15 protein-coding genes are annotated in these 17,624 nt (G+C 74.3%); 6 read left to right on the forward strand and 9 right to left on the reverse strand.

Going from position 1 to position 17,624, the window contains the following annotated elements:
* Positions 1 to 5: 5 nt before the first annotated feature.
* From AB0399_RS18625 to AB0399_RS18635, 3 genes are read left to right on the forward strand one after another with little or no spacing between them, the layout of a single operon-like run.
* Entirely contained in the window at positions 6 to 1,907 is a 1,902-nt protein-coding gene (locus AB0399_RS18625) for a trypsin-like peptidase domain-containing protein (protein WP_366412043.1), read from the forward strand.
* Between the two features lie 18 nt (positions 1,908 to 1,925).
* Positions 1,926 to 2,912, forward strand: coding sequence for a MoxR family ATPase (locus tag AB0399_RS18630; RefSeq protein ID WP_366412044.1), 987 nt, complete (start codon positions 1,926 to 1,928; stop codon positions 2,910 to 2,912).
* A complete protein-coding gene (locus tag AB0399_RS18635) occupies positions 2,909 to 7,732 on the forward strand; it encodes an SAV_2336 N-terminal domain-related protein (RefSeq protein WP_366412045.1) in 4,824 nt (1,607 codons plus the stop codon). The genes AB0399_RS18630 and AB0399_RS18635 overlap by 4 nt, the downstream gene beginning before the upstream one ends.
* Before the next feature lie 31 nt (positions 7,733 to 7,763).
* On the opposite strand, the gene AB0399_RS18640 is transcribed toward AB0399_RS18635, so the two are convergent.
* The 6 genes from AB0399_RS18640 to AB0399_RS18665 form a co-directional block, all read right to left on the reverse strand.
* Complete coding sequence (locus tag AB0399_RS18640) at positions 7,764 to 8,420, reverse strand: DUF2306 domain-containing protein (RefSeq protein ID WP_366412046.1); 657 nt, start codon at positions 8,418 to 8,420, stop codon at positions 7,764 to 7,766.
* Between the two features lie 14 nt (positions 8,421 to 8,434).
* A complete protein-coding gene (locus AB0399_RS18645; RefSeq protein WP_366412047.1) occupies positions 8,435 to 9,235 on the reverse strand; it encodes an ABC transporter permease in 801 nt (266 codons plus the stop codon).
* Entirely contained in the window at positions 9,232 to 10,245 is a 1,014-nt protein-coding gene (locus tag AB0399_RS18650) for an ATP-binding cassette domain-containing protein (RefSeq protein ID WP_366412048.1), read from the reverse strand. The genes AB0399_RS18645 and AB0399_RS18650 overlap by 4 nt, the downstream gene beginning before the upstream one ends.
* Positions 10,242 to 10,634 (reverse strand): hypothetical protein, encoded by a 393-nt coding sequence (locus tag AB0399_RS18655; protein WP_329369817.1) that lies wholly within the window; start codon positions 10,632 to 10,634, stop codon positions 10,242 to 10,244. Before AB0399_RS18655 ends, AB0399_RS18650 begins: the two co-directional genes overlap by 4 nt.
* 124 nt (positions 10,635 to 10,758) lie before the next feature.
* On the reverse strand, positions 10,759 to 11,418 hold the full coding sequence (locus AB0399_RS18660; protein ID WP_366412049.1) for a response regulator transcription factor: 660 nt from the start codon (positions 11,416 to 11,418) through the stop codon (positions 10,759 to 10,761).
* Positions 11,415 to 12,692 carry a histidine kinase gene (locus AB0399_RS18665; protein ID WP_366412050.1) on the reverse strand — a complete coding sequence of 426 codons (1,278 nt, stop codon included), beginning with the start codon at positions 12,690 to 12,692 and terminating at the stop codon, positions 11,415 to 11,417. Before AB0399_RS18665 ends, AB0399_RS18660 begins: the two co-directional genes overlap by 4 nt.
* Positions 12,693 to 12,956: 264 nt before the next feature.
* On the opposite strand from AB0399_RS18665, the gene AB0399_RS18670 reads away from it, so the two are divergent.
* Complete coding sequence (locus AB0399_RS18670; RefSeq protein WP_328463605.1) at positions 12,957 to 13,313, forward strand: DoxX family protein; 357 nt, start codon at positions 12,957 to 12,959, stop codon at positions 13,311 to 13,313.
* 103 nt (positions 13,314 to 13,416) lie between these two features.
* On the opposite strand, the gene AB0399_RS18675 is transcribed toward AB0399_RS18670, so the two are convergent.
* Entirely contained in the window at positions 13,417 to 14,265 is an 849-nt protein-coding gene (locus tag AB0399_RS18675; protein ID WP_366412051.1) for a helix-turn-helix transcriptional regulator, read from the reverse strand.
* A 145-nt stretch (positions 14,266 to 14,410) separates the two neighbouring features.
* Between AB0399_RS18675 and AB0399_RS18680 the strand changes: the two genes are divergently transcribed.
* A complete protein-coding gene (locus AB0399_RS18680) occupies positions 14,411 to 15,190 on the forward strand; it encodes an NAD(P)H-dependent oxidoreductase (protein ID WP_329369808.1) in 780 nt (259 codons plus the stop codon).
* 98 nt (positions 15,191 to 15,288) lie between these two features.
* On the opposite strand, the gene AB0399_RS18685 is transcribed toward AB0399_RS18680, so the two are convergent.
* Positions 15,289 to 15,909, reverse strand: coding sequence for a TetR/AcrR family transcriptional regulator (locus tag AB0399_RS18685; protein WP_366412070.1), 621 nt, complete (start codon positions 15,907 to 15,909; stop codon positions 15,289 to 15,291).
* A gap of 247 nt (positions 15,910 to 16,156) precedes the next feature.
* Here AB0399_RS18685 and AB0399_RS18690 point away from each other — a divergent pair, with 247 nt between their 5' ends.
* A complete protein-coding gene (locus AB0399_RS18690; protein ID WP_366412071.1) occupies positions 16,157 to 17,104 on the forward strand; it encodes a dienelactone hydrolase family protein in 948 nt (315 codons plus the stop codon).
* 3 nt (positions 17,105 to 17,107) lie between these two features.
* Here AB0399_RS18690 and AB0399_RS18695 read toward each other — a convergent pair whose 3' ends face one another.
* Positions 17,108 to 17,623: a hypothetical protein gene (locus AB0399_RS18695; protein WP_366412052.1), complete on the reverse strand. Its 516-nt coding sequence runs from the start codon at positions 17,621 to 17,623 to the stop codon at positions 17,108 to 17,110.
* Position 17,624 lies beyond the last annotated feature (1 nt).

Raw genomic sequence — 17,624 nt, forward strand, 5'->3', positions numbered from 1 at the left:
TGCCCTTGCGGACAGCGCAGTTGACCGGGCCGGCGCAGCAGTGCCTGGTCCGGGTGCGGGGCCGGACGGCGGGCAGCGGGTTCCTGGCCGCGCCGGGCTACGTGGTCACCTGCGCCCATGTCGCGGGCGAGCGGGGCGGACCGGTCACGGTGAGCTGGCAGGGCCGCGAGCTGGGCGGCTCGGTGCTGGCCGCCTCCGCGGCCCCGGCCCACGGCGGCCTGTGGCCGTTTCCGGACCTGGCGATCGTGGCGCTCCAGGACCCGCCCGAGGGCCACCCCTGCGCCTGGTGGCACGACCAGATCCCGCGGGGCGGGCAGCAGTTGACCGCCATCGGCTACTCCGACAAGTACCGCGTCGAGCCCGAGATCGTCACCGCCGTCTTCGCGTACCAGGGCGACCAGTTCTTCGACGGCGGGCTGATGTTCCGGCTCAAGCACGACGAGGTCACCCCCGGCATGTCGGGCGGCCCGGTGGTGGATCTGGGCACCCACGGCATCTGCGCGGTGGTCAAGGCCACCCGGATGGACGGCACCGACATGGGCGGTCTGGCCACCCCGGTCGGCGCGTTGCGCTGCCTGGACCCGACGGCGTACCGGGCGCTGGTCCGCGCCCATGACGCCTTCCACGCCACGGACGTACGGTGGCCCACCGCGCCGGCGCCCGCGGGGACGCCGCTCGGGCGGCCGCTGCTGTCCCCGCGCGGGCACCGCACGCTGTTCGGCCTGCTGGCCGCCGTCCCTTCGCCCGAGCCGGGCGGCCTGCTGCCGGCCTTCCACGACGCGGCCGGCCGCTATGCCGCCGCACCCGCCTTGCCGCTGCACGAACACCGCGACGTCGTCAGCGAGTTGGAGGCGCTCGGCGCGGCGGATCAACGCGTACCCCGCGGCCTGCTGCACGCGGCGGCCGTCGCCCGTACGGCGTCCGGCGGCGCCGCCGAGAAGCTGCGGTGGTGGATCGACACGCAGGGTGACGCGCTGGGACTGGACGTCCAGGACCTGACCGACAGCCTGCCGGCCGCCGCCGCGCAGCCCGCCGTCCCGCGTTCGGTGATGATCCGCCTCAAGCCCTCCGCGGTCGATCCGGCCCGCTACACGGTGGCGATGTGGCGCTACGAGGGTCCGGACGCCATCTCGCCCGCCGGCCACGAGTCGGACGCCCTCCCGCTCGTGGACGCGCTGGAGCGGGCCCGGAGCATGCTGCCGGAGCAGCTCGCCCTCCTGGGCCGGTCGGGCGGCGACCCGGTGATGGTCGAACTGATCGTCCCCCAGGAGCTCATGGAGCAGGACTTCGACGAGTGGAAGCCCTGGACCCGCAAGGCCTGGTCCAGCCTCGGCCGCAAACACCCGGTGGTGCTGCGGGACTTGGAGCGGTTCGACGACGAGGAGCTGCGCCAGTACTGGCACAGCCGGTGGGACCGGTTCACCGCCGGGTCGGCGGCGGGACCGTCGCTGGCACTGGCCTGCAACGACGAGTCGGACCAGGAGGTCCTCGAAGGGTGGATCGAGTCCGAGCCCGCCATGGCCGCGCTGGTGCTCGCCAGCTCGCTTCGGCACCCTTCCTCCGGCGCCGTCCTGGAGGTCGCGCTGGCCTCGGGGGTGCCGGTGATCCTCTGGCGCCGGTCCGACCTCCACGACTGCTCCGCCGCCGCGTACTCGGGCTGCCCGTCCCGGCTGCCCCGCGACTGTCCCGGCGGCGCCGGCGACCGGCGCTGCCCCGCCGAGACGTTCTTCACCAGGCTGCGCACGGACGTGGAGGTCACCCCGCCGAAGCAGTGGCCGGAGCGGGTACGCCAGTTGCGCGGGAGGGCCGCGGTCACCCCCGCGGGCGGACACCACGCCCAGGACCTCGTGCTCCTGTGGGACGACCCCGAGCGGCGGCTCCCCCACCCGCCGCTGCGCTACGCGTAGGAAGAGAAGAGCGATCCGATGGACGACTGGCTGATCTACCGCGGCAGCGGCGAACCCCACGACGGCATCCAGGATCTGCCCGCTCCGCCGCCCTGGCGCGCGTTCTACTCCGACCGGCCCACCCCCTTCGACCGGGACCACGCCTACGGCCTGTCCGACCGCTGGCCGCTGCGGGCCGTCGCCTACCAGGCCGACCCGAAGACGGTCGAGATGGTCAACACCGCGCTGTACCTGCGGCGTCCCCTGCTGGTGACCGGCGACCCGGGCGTGGGAAAGTCCAGCCTGGCGTACGCGGTGGCCCACGAGTTGCGGCTCGGCCCGGTGCTGCGCTGGCCGATCACCAGCCGCAGCACCCTCAAGGACGGCCTCTACCGCTACGACGCCATCGGCCGGCTGGAGGAGGCCGACCGCACACCCGAGGCCACGCCGGTCGATGTCGGGCGGTACTTCCGGCTCGGTCCGCTCGGCACCGCGATGGCGCCCTACGCGCTGCCCCGGGTGCTGCTCGTGGACGAGATCGACAAGAGCGACATCGACCTTCCCAACGACCTCCTGGACGTGTTCGAGGAAGGCTTCTTCGAGATCCCCGAGCTGTCGCGGGTCGCCGACACGCTCACCGACGCGCAGGTCCGGCCGGCCGACGACGGCCGGCGGGTGGCGGTCGCCGCGGGTCAAGTGCGGTGCAGGGCCTTCCCGTTCGTCGTGCTCACCAGCAACGGCGAGCGGGATTTCCCGCCCGCCTTCCTCCGGCGGTGCGTACGCCTGCACCTTCCGACGCCCTCGCCGGAGCGGCTGCGCGCCATCGTGCACGCCCATCTGGGCGAGGCGGCACCGCACGCCGAGCACCTCATCTCGCTCTTCCTCGACCGGCGCAGCAAGGGCGAACTGGCCACCGACCAGCTGCTGCAGGCGGTGTACCTGGCCCGGCACGCGCAGGGCGACACGACCGACCGCGGCCATGTCGCCGATCTCGTCCTGCAGTTCCTCAACCAGGACCGCCTGTGAGCGTGGACGCGTTCCGGTCCGTGCTGGCCGGACTCGGACCGGGGCCTGGCCCCGGACCCGGACCCGGTCTCGGACCCGGCGCGGAGGACCCCACACCGCGGGAGATCGCCGAGATCCTCTGGCTCGCCACGCGGCTGCCCGCCGGCGCCGGCGCGCCCGCGGCCGGCGAGGAGCCGGCGGAGTCCCCGCCCGCAGCGCTCGACGACACCGTCGACACCGGCCCCGCGCTCCCGGACGAGCGGGCGCCCGCGGCCGGCGATCCCGCGATCCCGCTGCACGCCCCGGGCAGCGCCCCGTTCCCGGGCGGCGCCCGCCGGCGGCCGGCCCGTCCGGTACGGCTGTCCGCCGCCCCGCCGCTGCCCCATCAGCTCGAACTGCTGCGCGCCCTGCGGCCGCTCAAGCGGCGGGTGCCCTCGCGGCAGGGCGGCGACCTCGACGAGGAAGCCACCGTCGACGCCATGGCGGGGCGGCCCGCCCGGCATCGCGGGGCCGCGCGGCTGCCGGTGCTGCGGCCCGCGCCGGAACGCTGGCTCGACGCGGTCCTCGTGGTGGACGGCCACCCGACCAGCCTGCTGCTCTGGGCTCCCCTCGCCCGCCAAGTGCACCGCCTGTTGATCCAGTTGGGGGCCTTCAGGACCGTACGGGTGCGCTATCTGCATGCCGGGCGCGACGGCTCACCGGGAGTGAGCGCGCAACCGGCGCCGCCGTCGGGCCGGCTGCGGGCCACCTCGGAACTGCACGACCCGTCCGGCCGCAGGCTGGTGCTGGTCCTCACCGACGCGGTGGCGCCCGGCTGGCAGGACCCCGCGGTGCGGCACACGATGCGGCGGTGGGCGGCGGCCGGACCCCTCGCCGTCCTCCAGGCGCTGCCGGAACGGCTGTGGAGCCGTACGGCGCTGCCGGCCGTTCCCGCCCGGCTGCGGCGCGCGCCCCTCTCGGCGGCGAACACCGATCTGGCATACACCGGGCGGCGGCGCGGCAGCCGGGAACTTCCGCACGGCAGCATCCCCGTGCCGGTGCTGGAGTTGAGCCCCGCGTGGCTCGGGCCCTGGGCCGAGTTGCTGGCCGGCCCGGGCTCCCGCAGTGCCAACGCCGCGGTCGCGCTGCTGTCCGCCGACCCCGAGCCGTCGCCGGCCCGCGACGATCCGCGAACGCCGGACCGGCGCCTGCGGGACTTCCACGCGACCGCCACGCCGGCGGCGTTCCGGCTGCTGGCGTGCCTGTCGGCCGTGCCGCTCAGCGTGTCCATCATGCGGGTGGTGCAGGCGGCCATGATCCCGGGAAGCCCGCCGACGGTACTGGCCGAGGTCCTGTTCAGCGGCCTCGTCGTCCCGCAGCCGACCGGCCGCCCCACCGCGCCGGAGGACGTCGCGCCGGAGGACATCCCCCACGACTTCCTTCCCGGCGTGCGCGCCACCCTGCTCGGGTCGTTGCGCGGCCACGAGACGGACCAGGTCATCCGCGCGGTGTCCCGGTTCGTCGAGCGCCAGGCGCCGCGGGCGGCCGGACGGGTCCCGGGCCTGCTGCCCGATCCCGCCGGCGGTGCGGAGCTGCCCGCCGACGGGATTCCCTGGGCGCTGCTGCGGCAGGAGGCGCTGGACCGGGCCGGGCTGGCGAGCCCGCCTCCTCGGGTCCGGTCCTCGGCCGACGGCCTCGCGCACCCCGACGCCCCCGCTGCGCCCGCCTCCCCCGCCAACCCGAGCAGCCGCACTGCTCCGAGGCTCCCGGGCCTCCCGACCAGCCCGAGCGACCCGACCGACCCGACCGACCCGACCAGCCCGACCGACCCGGCGGCCGGCCGGACCGCCAGAAGCGGCCGGGCCGCTCCCGGCACCCCAGGCACCCCCGGCACCCCCGGCACCCTCGGCACCTCGCGCACGGTCGGCCCGTACCGGCTCGTCCGCTTCGTCAGCTCGGCGGACTTCTCCGACGTCTACCTGGGGGAGGACGCCGAGGGCAGGCAGGCCCTGGTCAAGGAGCTGCCGTGGGATTCCACCCCCGGCCCCGAGATGCTCGGCGCCCTTCTGCGCGTCGAGGCGGAGGCGCTGCGCCGGATGGACGGCCGGCAGGCACCGTCGTTCCTCGGCATCGACCCGCAGACCCCGCCGTCCTGGCTGGCGATGCAGTACGTCACCTCGCCGTCGGGCGGCGCGGCGGCGAACCTCATCCGCGCCCCTTGGCAGCGCGCCCGCCCCGCGGACGACTTCCGCTCCCTGGCCGCACTGGCCCGCGAGCTGGCCACGGCACTCGACCGGGCCCACGCGGCGGGCATCGTCCACGGCAACCTCTCACCGCACGCCGTCCTGACCGTCCCCGGCTCGGTGGTCCTCATCAGCTGGGTCTACGCCCAGTTCGACGGACGCGTCCACCCGTATCCGCAGTACCGCTCCCGCGCCACCGGTCCCCTGCCGCCCGAGGGATATTCGACGATCGAGCCGCTGGACCCTTCCTTCGACATCCACGGCCTGGGGACGACCCTGGTCTACGAGGTGACGCACGATCCCCGCTTCCCGGCCCGGCTGCCGGGGCACCTGGGCGACCTGCGCACGCTGATCGAGCGCTGCCTGGACCCCGATCCGCGCCGGCGGCCCACGGCCCGCCGGTTCCTCGACGACCTGGCGGACATCGCGCCGCCGGGCGCCCCGCCACCCGCGCCGCCCCTCTCCCTGGCGGCCCAAGGCCCGCAGACCGCGCGGGAGTTCCCCGCGATGCCGGCGGTCCCTGCCGTGGGACTCGCCCCGCCCGCCCTGATCCAGGGCCGCTACCGGCTGCGCCGGCTGATCGGGCGCGGCGGGATGAGCGAGGTATGGCGTGCGGAGGACGAGTCGCTGGCCCGCCGGGTGGCGGTCAAGTGCCTTCTGCCGCCGGGTCGTTCCGGCCGCGCTGGGCTCACCCGCGCCATCCAGGAGCGGTTCCGGCGCGAGGCGCGGGTGGCTGCGGCGCTCCAGCACCGCGGCATCACCGTCGTGCACGACTTCGGCGAGCACGACGGCGTGCTGTTCCTGGTGATGGAACTGCTCGACGGCCGCAACCTGCGCCAGGTGCTCGCCCAGTCCGGCGGCCGCCTGCTGCCGATCCCCGAACTCGTCGACATCGCGCTGCAGTTGGCGTCCGCACTGGCCTACGCCCACGAGCGCGGCATCGTGCACCGGAACCTGAAACCGACCAACATCATGCGCCTGGGCGACGGAACCGTGAAGGTCTGCGACTTCGGCATCGCCCGGCTCGGCAACGACAGCTTCTCCTCCCGCCTCACCAACGCCGACGTCGCCCTGGGCACCACGCACTACATGTCCCCCGAGCAGATCAACGCCTCCGTCGTCGACCAGCGCAGCGACCTGTACGCGCTGGGCTGCGTGCTGTACGAACTCGCCACCGGGAAACCGCCGTTCGACCTCGGCGACGCCTGGTCCATCCTGATCGCGCACCGCGACCACATCCCCGAGCCGCCGCGCGCACGGCGCCCCGACCTGCCGGAGGAGCTGGAACGCCTCATCCTCGACCTGCTCGCCAAGGACCCCGCGGACCGCCCGCAGCAGGCCGCCGAGGTGACCGCGCGCCTCACGGCGAGGCATCAGCAGGCCGCCGCCCCCCAGCAGCAGTCGTGGCACCCTTCCGCACCGGCCGCCGACCCCGGCCCCGCCGCCGCCCCCTCGACCGACGACGTGCCGTCCCCGTCCGGCCACGACGACCGGGTCTCCGCGCTGGCCGCCCGCCAGGCCGCGGCCGACAGCCTCGGCCGACTCGGGCTCTGGACCGAGGCGTACGGCCTGAGCGCCGCGGTCGCCGCCGAACGCGAGCGCGTCCAGGGCCCCGAGCACCCCGACACCCTGGCCGGCCGGCACGAAGCGGCCTGCTGGCTGACCCGACTCGGCCGGGCCGAGGAGGCGTTGCCGCTGCACACCCAGGTGGCCGAGGTCCGCGGCCGCGTGCTCGGCCCCGACCACCCCGACACGCTCGCTGCGCGCCACGAGGCCGCGTACACGCTCGGCATGCTCGGCCGGCACCTGGAGGCCCGCCAGGAGTTCGCCGCGGTACTCGACGCGCGCGTGCGCACCCTCGGCCCCGACCACCCCGACACGCTGCGGTGCAAGCACAACCTCGCCTACAACCTGGCCCAGTCGGGCCGTACGGAGGATGCCTACACCGCCACGGTCGAGGTCGCCGAGGCCCGGGAGCGGGTGCTGGGCCCCGACCACCCCGACACGCTCGTCACCCGTGGCGAGGCCGCTCTCCTGCTCGGTCGGAACGGGCGCTGGGAGGAGGCGCTGGAGGCCAACCGCGAGGTCGCCGGCGCCCGGTCGCGGGTGCTGGGCCCCGACCATCCCGACACGCTGGCCGCCCACTACGAGATCGGGATCTGCCTGGGCCGCCTGGGCCGCGACGCGGAGGCGCTCAACGTCTTCCAGGAGCTGGTGGCGGGCCGTACCCGCGGCGCCGGGGCCACGGACAGCGAGACCCTGCGGGCCCGTCACGTGCGCGGTGTCGTCCTCGGCCGCCTCGGCCGCTGGGAGGAAGCACTGGCCGAGGCGCGCGAGGTGGCCGCGGCCCGCGAGCGGCTGCTCGGCCCCGACGACGAGGACACCCTCGTCAGCAAGCGGGAGGTCGCCGTGTGCCTGGGCTGGCTCGGGCGGTGGGGCGAGGCGCTGGTCGCCTACCGCGAGGTCGCCGACGCACGCGAACGGGTGCTCGGCCCCGACCACCCCGACACCCTCAGCAGCCGCCACGACGAGGCCCGTTGCCTGGAGAGCCTCGGCCGCACCGACGAGGCGCGGGCCCTCTACCGGCGCACGGGCGGGCCGGCGCAGACGTCGGACTGACCTGGCGGTCAGGCGCGGGCGCAACGGGCGGTCACGTGTGGGCTGAGCGGGCACGGCGGCGCCGGATCAGCACTTCGGCCACGGCGAGGTTGACGATCCAGCCGAGGGTCTGGCCGACGGGGATGAGGTCGTGCGCCTCGTTGCCGAAGGAGGCGCGCTCGGCCGTTCCCCGGAAAGGGAGTTGGGCCAGCAGGAGCAGGGGCACGACCACGCGGGCGGTGACGGCGAGGAAGGTGAACGCGTAGTTGCGCGCCATCCAGGACCGGTGCGCCTCGAAGTCCCGCCGGCGGGCGGCCCGCAGCGCGAGGTGGCCGGTGACCAGCCAGCCGGCCGCGGCCACGGTCAGCCCGACCTGGGTGAGCAGCCGCCCGGAGAGCAGCGCCACCGGGACCGCGGCCAGCGCGGCCGGCAGTACCCCGGCGAGGAGGTAGCCGCGGCCGATCGCGCGGTGCACCGGCCGGCGCGCCCGGATCGCCGGGATGAACTGCAACGGCCCGAGGACCAGCGCGACCAGGGCGGCGAAGATGTGCACGACCAGGACGTACCAGTGCAGGCGGCCGGTGATGTCGAGCCGCCCGCTGCCGACGTGGAACGTCACGTAGGGGCTGACCAGGCCCGCGCCGGCGGCGGCCGCGACGACGAACAGGGCCCAGGCCCGGCGGTGGGAGGGCGCTTCGGTGGAGGCCATGGCCGGCGTTGCCCTCAGCCCGACGTGACTTCGCTGCGCAGCACCCGCAGGACGCCGAACGCCCCGGGCAGCACCACCCACAGGAGCGTCGCCGTGCACAGCTGCGCCCACTGGTGCCCGCTCAACCCGTGGTCGTAGAGCGGTCCTTGGGCGAGGTTGAGGTCGAGCCAGTGGCTGACGCCCTTGAGCCCGTGCACGGCGTTGAACAGCACGCTGGACAGGTTGGGCAGCACGTAGAACGCGACGATCGCGGCGGCGCCGTTCAGCAGCAGCATGCCGAACGCCAGGCCCAGCGCCAGACCGCTCAGCAGGACCAGGGTGATGTCGCCGAGACCGCCGGCGCCGAACGCCCAACTGCCGTCGCCGTGACGCAGTACGACGCCCAGGAGGTTGCCGAATGCCGCCGAGACAAGGGTGTTGACGACCATCAGCAGCCCGAGCAGCATGGCCGCGCCACCCTTGGCCAGCAACACCCTTGAGCGGTCGGGCTCCAGGGTGAAGGTGACCAGTCCGGTGCGCTGGCTCCACTCGCTGGTGACGGCGAGGATGCCCACGACGGGGAGCAGCAGCTTCTGCGGGGTCTGGGTGAAGTCGACCAGCTTCGTGAAGGTGAGCTTCGCGGGGTCGGCGGTGAACAGCATGACCGCGACCACCAGCGGGGTGGTGACGAGGATGGCGATCAGCAGCCAGCGGCCCGCCCGGGTGTCGCGGAGCTTGCGCAGTTCGGTGCCGAGCAGGCGGGAGAAGGGGATGCCGGGGTGCCGCTCCGCGGGCGCGGGCGCGGGCCGCGGGGCCGGGTGCACGTTCGTGGTCATCGTCGCGTCGCATCCTTCGCGGTGGTCGCGGTCGTCGCGCCCTCTACGCTCTTCGCGCTCTTCGGGTTCTTCGGGTTCTTCGCGTTCTCGCGCGAGTGGTCGGCGGTCAGCCGCAGGAACATGTCCTCCAGGCCGGTCTGCCCGGCGGCGCGCAACTCCGTGAGCCGCACCCCGGCCGCTGCCGCCACGCGCGAGACCTGGTCGGTGGGGGCCTGGGTGAGGTGACCGCCGTCGGTGGCGGTGTGGTCGATGCCGGCAGCGGTGAGCGCGTCGGCCAGAGCGCGGTCGTCCGTAGCGCGGACGAACGTGCCTCCGGCGGCGAGCAGTTGCTCCTTGGCGCCCTGGGCGACGATCCTCCCCCGCCCGATGACGACCAGTTCGTCGGCGATGACCTCGATCTCGCGCAGCAGGTGGGAGGAGAGCAGGATGCTGCCGCCGCCGTCGGCGAAGTCCCGCAGCAGGCCGCGCATCCAGTGGATGCCCGCCGGGTCGAGCCCGTTGGCCGGCTCGTCGAGGATGAGCACCCGCGGATCGCCCAGCAGCGCGTGCCCCACGCCGAGGCGCTGGCGCATGCCCAGGGAGTAGGTGCCGGTACGGCGGCGGGCCTCGGTCGGGGTGAGGCCGACGAGTTCGAGCACCTCGTCGACCCGCGTGCGCTCCAGGCCCATCACCATCGCCGAGAGGGTGAGCACCTCGCGGCCGGTGCGCCCGGAGTGCTGCGCCGACGCGTCCAGCAGCACCCCGACCCGGCGGCCCGGGTTGGGCAGGTGCCGGTAGTCGTGGCCGAGTACGGTGCAGCGTCCGGAGGTCGGCGGGGTGAGGCCGATCATCATGCGCATGGTGGTCGACTTGCCGGCTCCGTTCGGGCCGAGGAAGCCGGTGATGACTCCGGGCCGCACGCCGAAGGTCACACCGTCCACGACCGTGTGGCCGCCGTAACTCCTGCTCAGGCCGCGGACGTCGATCGCGAAGGAGCCGAAGTCGCCCTGGGCGTTGCCGGTTCCGCTCATGCCGGCCGCCTCCCGCGCACCGCGCGGACGGCCACCGCGACACCGCAGACCAGGCCGAGCACCAGGCCCACGAGCTCGATCACCGTTCCGGAGAAGGCCGTCACCTTGGACGCCGCGCCCAACTGGTCGCGCATCTTGGGCGTCACGATCCCGCCGAAGGAGATGAAGACCGCGATCAGCGCACCGAGCGGCGGAGCCCACCGCCGGCGCAGCGCGAGCAGCGCCGCGCCGGCCAGCAGGACGACGACGCCCGGCGGGACGACCGGGTAGTCCGCGCCGCCCGCGCGCTGCACGTAGATTCCCAGGGCCGCGGCGGTCATCCCGCCGACGGCCAGTCTGCGCGTCGTGTCCGCCCGGTGCGGCTGTGCCTGATGTCGTTGGTTGACCATGCGCCCATCGTGGGTCGCGGCGCGCCCGCGGACGTCGGCTGCCGGGCGGCAGTCGCCGTACGCAGATCCGCGTACGCCGGCTGCGCCGCCACGTCGGGGCGGGCCGTCACGTCAGGGCGGGGCGTCACGCCCCGTCGGCGAGCCCGGACTGGTAGGCGAAGACGACCAGTTGGGCACGGCTCCTGGCGCCGAGCTTGACCATCGCCCGGCTGACGTGGGTGCGGGCCGTGGCCGGGCTGATCACGAGCCGCTCGGCGATCTCGTCGTTGTCGAGCCCTTCCGCGGCCAGGACGACGACCTCGCGCTCCCGGTCGGTGAGGGAGCGCAGCTGCGGATGCGGCTTCAGCGACCGGGGCGACGCCGAGACGAACTCGCGCACCACCTTGCGGGTCACCGACGGCGACATCAGCGTGCCGCCGTCGACGACGGAGCGGATCGCCTGGAGGAGTTCGGCCGGTTTGGTGTCCTTGAGCAGGAAGCCGCCGGCGCCGTGGCGCAGGGCGTCGAAGATGTACTCGTCGTGTTCGAACGTGGTGAGCATGATGACCTTGGTGCCGGCGAGTGCCGGGTCCGCGGTGATGCGCCGCAGGGCGGCGATGCCGTCGATGCCCGGCATGCGGATGTCCATGAGGATGACGTCCGGTCGCGTCTGCCGCGCGACGGCCACCGCGGCCAGCCCGTCCGCGGCCTCGCCGGCCAGCGCCATGCCTTCCTCGTTCTCCACGAGGGTGCGCAGGCCGAAGCGCACGAGGTCCTGGTCGTCGACGACGAGCACGGTGATCATGACGGGGCTCCGAGGGGAAGTCGGGCACGCACCTCGAACGTATCCCGGGCGGAGGGCGCGGCGGTGAGTTCCCCGCCGAGGGCGAGGGCGCGCTCGCGCATGCCGGCGATGCCGGAACCGCCGCCGCCCGAACGTCCGTTGCCCGTCGACCCGTTGCCCGCGGTCTCGTCGCCCGCGCCCCCGCCGGCACTCGTGCCCGACGCGCCGGCACCGGGCGGCGCCGCGACGGCGGGATCGGCAACCACCGGATTGGCGACCACGGGGTTGGTGACGACGATCGACACGCTGTCGCGCGCGTAGCGGATGCCGACCGTGGCCTGCCGGGCCCCGCTGTGCCGCAGCACGTTGGTCAGCGACTCCTGGATGATCCGGTAGCCGGTCAGCTCCACCGCGACCGGCAGGGCGGCCGCGGCGTCGCCGTCGACGTCGAGCCGTACGTACACCCCCGCCTCGGCCATCCGCTGCCGCAACTCGTCCAGCCGGACCAGGCTCGGCACCGGGAACCGCTCCGGGCCGGCGCCGGTGCGGCGCACCACGGCGAGCGCGGCCCGCAGCTCGTCGAGCGCCTCGCTGCTGGTGCGGCTGATCGCCTCCAGCGCCACTTCCGCCTGTTCGGGCTTCCTGGCGAGCACGTGCAGGGTGATGTCGGCCTGCATCTTGATCGCGGCGAGGCCGTGGCCGACGATGTCGTGCACCTCCTGGGCGACACGGAACCGTTCGTCGTCCACGCTCTGCCGGATCACCTCGGCGCGGGCCCGGGTCGCCGTCTCGTGCCGCAGCCGGAGCGCGTACCCCAGGGCGAAGGGCACCACCGCCCAGGCGGAGACCGGGATGGCCCCGGACACGCCGAGCCCGGAGTCACGGACGATCAGGTGCGGCAGGACCAGCACGAGCCCGCCCGCGGCGTACGGCACCGCTCCGGCCAGGGGCGCGTGCCTGGCCGCGGTGTAGACGGCGATCATGAAGGTGGCGATGATCGGCCCGTAGGCGTACCCGAGGTCCAGGTAGCCGGCGGTGCAGACCGCCACCACCGCAAGCGTGGCCAGCGGCCACCTGCGGCGCAGCGCCAGGACCAGCGCGGCCGTCACGAACAGCGCGAAGCCCCGGGCGTCGATGGGCACCTCCGGCCGCTGCGGGCTCCCCTCGAACCCCGTGCCGACGGCTCCGGCGACGGCGATCACGACCGCCGTCACGGCGTCGCCCAGCAGCCACCCGCTGGTCCTGGTACGGCCCGCGCTCCCCTGCCGCCGGCTTCCGATCGGTACCGCGACCACCCGCGCCGTCTCCTCTCCCCCGCCCCGACGTCCCCAACCTGCTCAGCATGGTCCGGGCGGAGCCGGGCCGCGTCCGCCCCAGGGCGGCATCCGCACTACGCGGATCGGAGTACGTCCCGGAGCACGTCCTGGAGTACGCGGGCCGCCCGCCGACCGGCCGATGTCACAGATCGGGTCGCCCGCCGGTCGTTCAAGGCAGCGGCACCCCGCGACGGAGTGCCCGGCAACCTCATCGCCCGGCTCGCAGCACAGAACGGAGAGAACGTGTTCGCCGCTTACGTCACGGTCACCATCCTCGGTGTGGTCTTCAACGGCGCCGCCGCCGTCACCTACCTGATCGGCCACGAATACCCCAAGACCCAGGCGGACATGAAGGGGATAGCCCGCAAGTGGGTGCCGGTGCTGGGCATGTTGCTGGCGGCGGGCACCGTGGGGCTGGCGGCCGGGTTCGCCGTGCCGCTGCTGGGGACCCTCGCCGCCTGCGGCCTCGTGCTGTACTTCATCGGCGCGATCTTCGCCCATCTGCGGGTGGGCTCGCGGAACATCGTGGGCGGGATCGTCTTCCTCGCCACGGCGGTGGCCGCCCTGACCCTCGGCCTGGCCGACCACGGACCCTGGTGACCGGGGAGCCGCGCCCAGCGCGTGCCCTGCGCGTGCGTTGCCCGTTTCCAGCGCGCGCCCTGCCCGTTCCCCGCGCGCCCCGCCCCGGGCGGACACCGTCCGGCTACTCGCGGACCTCGGCGTCCACCAGCGGCCGCACGTCAGCGCGGTCCGTGCCCAGGCCCGCGAGCAGGCGCAGCCCGTCCTCGGAGGGGCTGCCGGGAGCCGCGGTCAGCACCAGCAGCTCCATGCCGGACGCGTCGGGCAGCGAGAAGTTCTCCTGGTGCAGGTCCAGCAGTCCGACCAGCGGGTGCCGGTACGCCTTGCGTCCGTGCGTGCGGGCGCGCACGTCCGCGCGGGCCCACAGGCGGCGGAAGCGGTCACTGCCCATCGCGAGCTCGCCGATGAGCGAGGCCAGGCGGGGGTCGTCGGGGTACTTTCCGGCGGCCAGCCGCAGGTGCCCGACCACGTCCACGGTGCAGTCCTCCCAGCCCGCGTAGAGACCGCGCTCGGCCTCCTCCAGGAAGATGTGCCGGGCGGTGTTCAGGCCCGCCACCGGCCGGCCGTAGAGGAGGCCGGCCAGGCGGTTCCCGGCGAGCACGTCCATGCGGTGGTCCACCAGCAGCGCGGGCGCGTCGCCGACCAGGTCCAGGACGCGCAGCAGTTCGGGCCTGACCCGTCCGCCGGGCGCCTTCGCGCGGCGGCGGCGCTGCCGGGCCAGCCGGCACAGGTGGTCGCGTTCGGTCTCGTCGAGGCCGAGGACGCGGGCGAGCGCGTCGAGCACCTGGAGGGAGGGCTGGGTCGCACGGCCCTGCTCCAGGCGTACGTAGTAGTCGACGCTGACGCCGGACAGGTGCGCGACCTCCTCGCGGCGCAGCCCCTCGACCCGGCGGCGGCTGTCGGTGGCGAGGCCGAAGACCGCCGGGTCGACCCGGGAGCGCCGGGTCCGCAGGAAGCCCGCGAGATCGTCCATGACCTCCAGTATGGCCTCGGCGGCGCCGCGCGAAGGTGGTCCTGCCGATACCAGGAAGTCCCGTCCGACGGAAGCGGCGCCCCTGAACAGCGGGCGACGCGGTGCCCAGAATCGAAGGCACCCACCCGATCCGAAGGAGTCCCCCGTGAAGACGCTGATCGTCCACGCCCACCCGGAGCCGAAGTCGCTCAACGGCTCGCTGAAGGACCTCGCGGTGTCCACGCTGGAGAGCGCCGGCCACGAGGTGCTGGTGAGCGATCTCTACGCGATGAACTGGAAGGCGGTGGTGGACGCCGCCGACTACGGCCCGCACGCCTCCAGCCCGCTGAAGGTCGCCCGCGACTCCGGCCGGGCCTTCGACGCCGGGGCGCTCGGCCCGGACGTCCGCGCCGAGCAGGAGAAGCTGCTGTGGGCCGACACGGTCATCCTCCAGTTCCCGCTGTGGTGGTACTCGATGCCCGCCATCCTCAAGGGCTGGGTGGACCGGGTGTTCACCTACAACTTCGCGTACGGCGTCGGCGAGCACAGCGCCACCAAGTACGGCGAGCGCTTCGGCGAGGGCTCCCTCGCGGGCAGGAGGGCGCTGCTGTCGGTGACCGCCGGCGGCCCGGAGTCGCACTACGCCGCGCGCGGGATCAACGGCCCCATCGACGACCTGCTGTTCCCGATCCAGCACGGCATCCTCTACTACCCGGGCATCGAGGTGCTGCCGCCCTTCGTGCTGTACGGCACCGACCGGATGACCGACGAGGAGTACCCGGATGTCGCCCGGGCCTGGCAGCAGCGGCTGCTCACCCTGGAGACGACCGAGCCGATCGCGTTCCGGCGGCAGAACTTCGGCGACTACGAGATCCCGTCGCTGCACCTGAAGGAGGGGCTGGAGCCCGCGGGCCGCACGGGTTTCGGGCTGCACGTGGGCAACTGACGCGAAGGGGTGCGGCCTGCGCGGCGCAGACCCGGTCGGGCTACGCGTCAGTGCGCCGCGTGCGCCAGTGCGCGGGGTGCGCCAGTGCGTGGGGTGCGTCAGTGCGTGGCGCGGAGGCCGGCGACGAGGAGGGAGATCAGGCGGCGCGGGTCGTAGTCGGGGTCGCTGTCCGCGCCGACGCACAAGTTGCCGACGCCCCGCATGAGTTCGAGCCCGTCGAGGCGGTCGGCGCCGTCGAGGTCGGCGCGGATGTCGCCGTGTTCGACGGCGGCGTCGAGGAGCCGGTCGCAGACGGGGGCGAGCCGGTCGACGAAGTGCGCGTGCAGCGCGTCGAACCCGGGGCTGTCGGGCCGCAGGACGGCGGCGAGCCCGTGCTTGGTGACGAGGAAGTCGACGAAGAGGTCGACCCACTGCCGCAGGGCGTCGTACGGGGTGGCCGCGCTCGCGAGGAGCGCGGGGCCGGCGGCGGCGCAGGCGTCGACCTGGTGGTGGTAGACGGCGACGATGAGGTCCGCGCGGGTCGGGAAGTGGCGGTAGACGGTGCCGACCCCGACCCCGGCCTTCTCCGCGATGGCGCGTACCGGCGCCTCGACGCCGGAGGCGACGAAGACCTCGGCGGCCGCGTCCAGCAGGGTCTGCTGGTTGCGCCGGGCGTCCTTGCGCCTGGACCCGGCCGGTCCGCTTCCCGTGCCGCGAGCGCTGCCGTCCACGTCGTCCACGTCGTCCACCGCGTGATCCTCCCAGGAGCTTGCAAAGCGGAACGTTGCTCCGTATCGTTGGCGGAGCGAGGTTCCGTTTCGTGCATTGTGGCAGATCGGGGGCCGGCCACCAAGCCGTCCCGCGCCGCGGCACGCCCTCCTCGCGCTCTCGCTCCCGCCCGGCAGGACCCTCGGCGCCACACCGGCCGCCCGCTGCCGGGCGCATCGAACGGAAGGCAGCTCCATGTCCGACCCGACCACTGCGACCATCTCGACCACATCAGCCACTTCCGGCACTTCAGGCGCCTCTGGCACATCCGCGACCGTGATATCCGCACGGCCGGTCGTCCTGCCCGCCGCGCCCGAGCGCGGCGAGGACCTCCAGGTCCGCGTCTCCGCCCCCGCCGACGGCCACCACCTGCCCGTCGTCGTCTTCTCGCACGGCTTCGGCGGGTCGATGAACGACTACGCCCCGCTCGCGGACTTCTGGGCCGCCCACGGCTTCGTGGTCCTGCAACCCACCCACCTCGACTCCCGCACCCTCGGCGTTCCCGCCGAGGACCCCCGCACCCCCCGCATCTGGCGTTTCCGCATCGAGGACCTCACCCGCGTCCTCGACGGGCTCGACCTGCTGGAAGCCGCCGTGCCGGGCCTCGCCGGGCGCGTCGACCACGACCGCGTCGCGGTGGCCGGCCACTCCTGGGGCGCCCAGAGCGCGAGCACGCTGCTCGGCGCCCGCGTCCTGGACTCCGCCGGGGTGCCCGGCGAGGACATGACCGACCCCCGCGTCAAGGCCGGCGTCCTGTTCGCCCTGACCGGTCTGGGCGACGAGCTGACCCCGTTCGCCGCCGAGCACTTCTCCTTCATGCGGCCGTCCTTCGACGCCATGACCGCGCCGGCCCTCATCGTGGCCGGCGACCACGACCAGTCCGCGCTGTCCACCCGCGGCCCCGACTGGTTCACCGACCCCTACACCTACAGCCCGGGCGGCAAGAGCCTGCTCACGCTCTTCGGGGCCGAGCACTCGCTCGGCGGCATCAACGGGTACGAGTCCACCGCCACGACGGACGAGAACCCGGCCCGCGTCGCGCTGGTCCAGCGGCTCAGCACGGCCTTCCTGCACAGCGCGCTCCGCCCCGAGGACACCGGCTGGAAGGCAGCGGCCGCCGCGCTGGCCGAAGACCCCAGCCCGCTGGGGACGTTGGCGAGCAAGTAGGCGTCAGCAGGACCCGCCACCGTCGAGATAGCCCAACAGGAAGTTCTGATAGGGCTGGTACGCCTTGTGGACGACGGCGGGGTCCACCAGCCAGGCGTCGTACGCGCGGGTCTGCGCCGCGTCGGCGCCGTCGACCAGCCGTCCGCTCGACGGGTCGAGGAACGCCCGGCCCGCGCTGAACCGCTTGGCGTACACATCCGGTTGCCCGGACGTGGTGGTCTTCGGGTGCGCGGGATCGGCGACGGCGGGGAAGTGCTCGCCGTTGACGACGAAGCCGGCCACCCGCTGCTCCCACGAGTCCAGCACGAGACTGTCGCACGAGGTGGCCTTGTCGGGGTCGGGTGCGGCCCGCCGCACCGTGGTGACCAGACTCTGCTGCGACTTCAACGACTCCAGCGCGGAGTCGGGCGTACGGGAGGGCGCGGGCTTGGGCGCCGCGTGCCCTCCCCCGCACCCGGTCAGCGCGGCCGTCACGGCAGCCGCGACGGCGATGAGCGGGACGGCCGGTGATCGGCGCACG

Source organism: Streptomyces sp. NPDC088194, assembly GCF_040702025.1.
Taxonomy (GTDB): Bacteria; Actinomycetota; Actinomycetes; order Streptomycetales; family Streptomycetaceae; genus Actinacidiphila.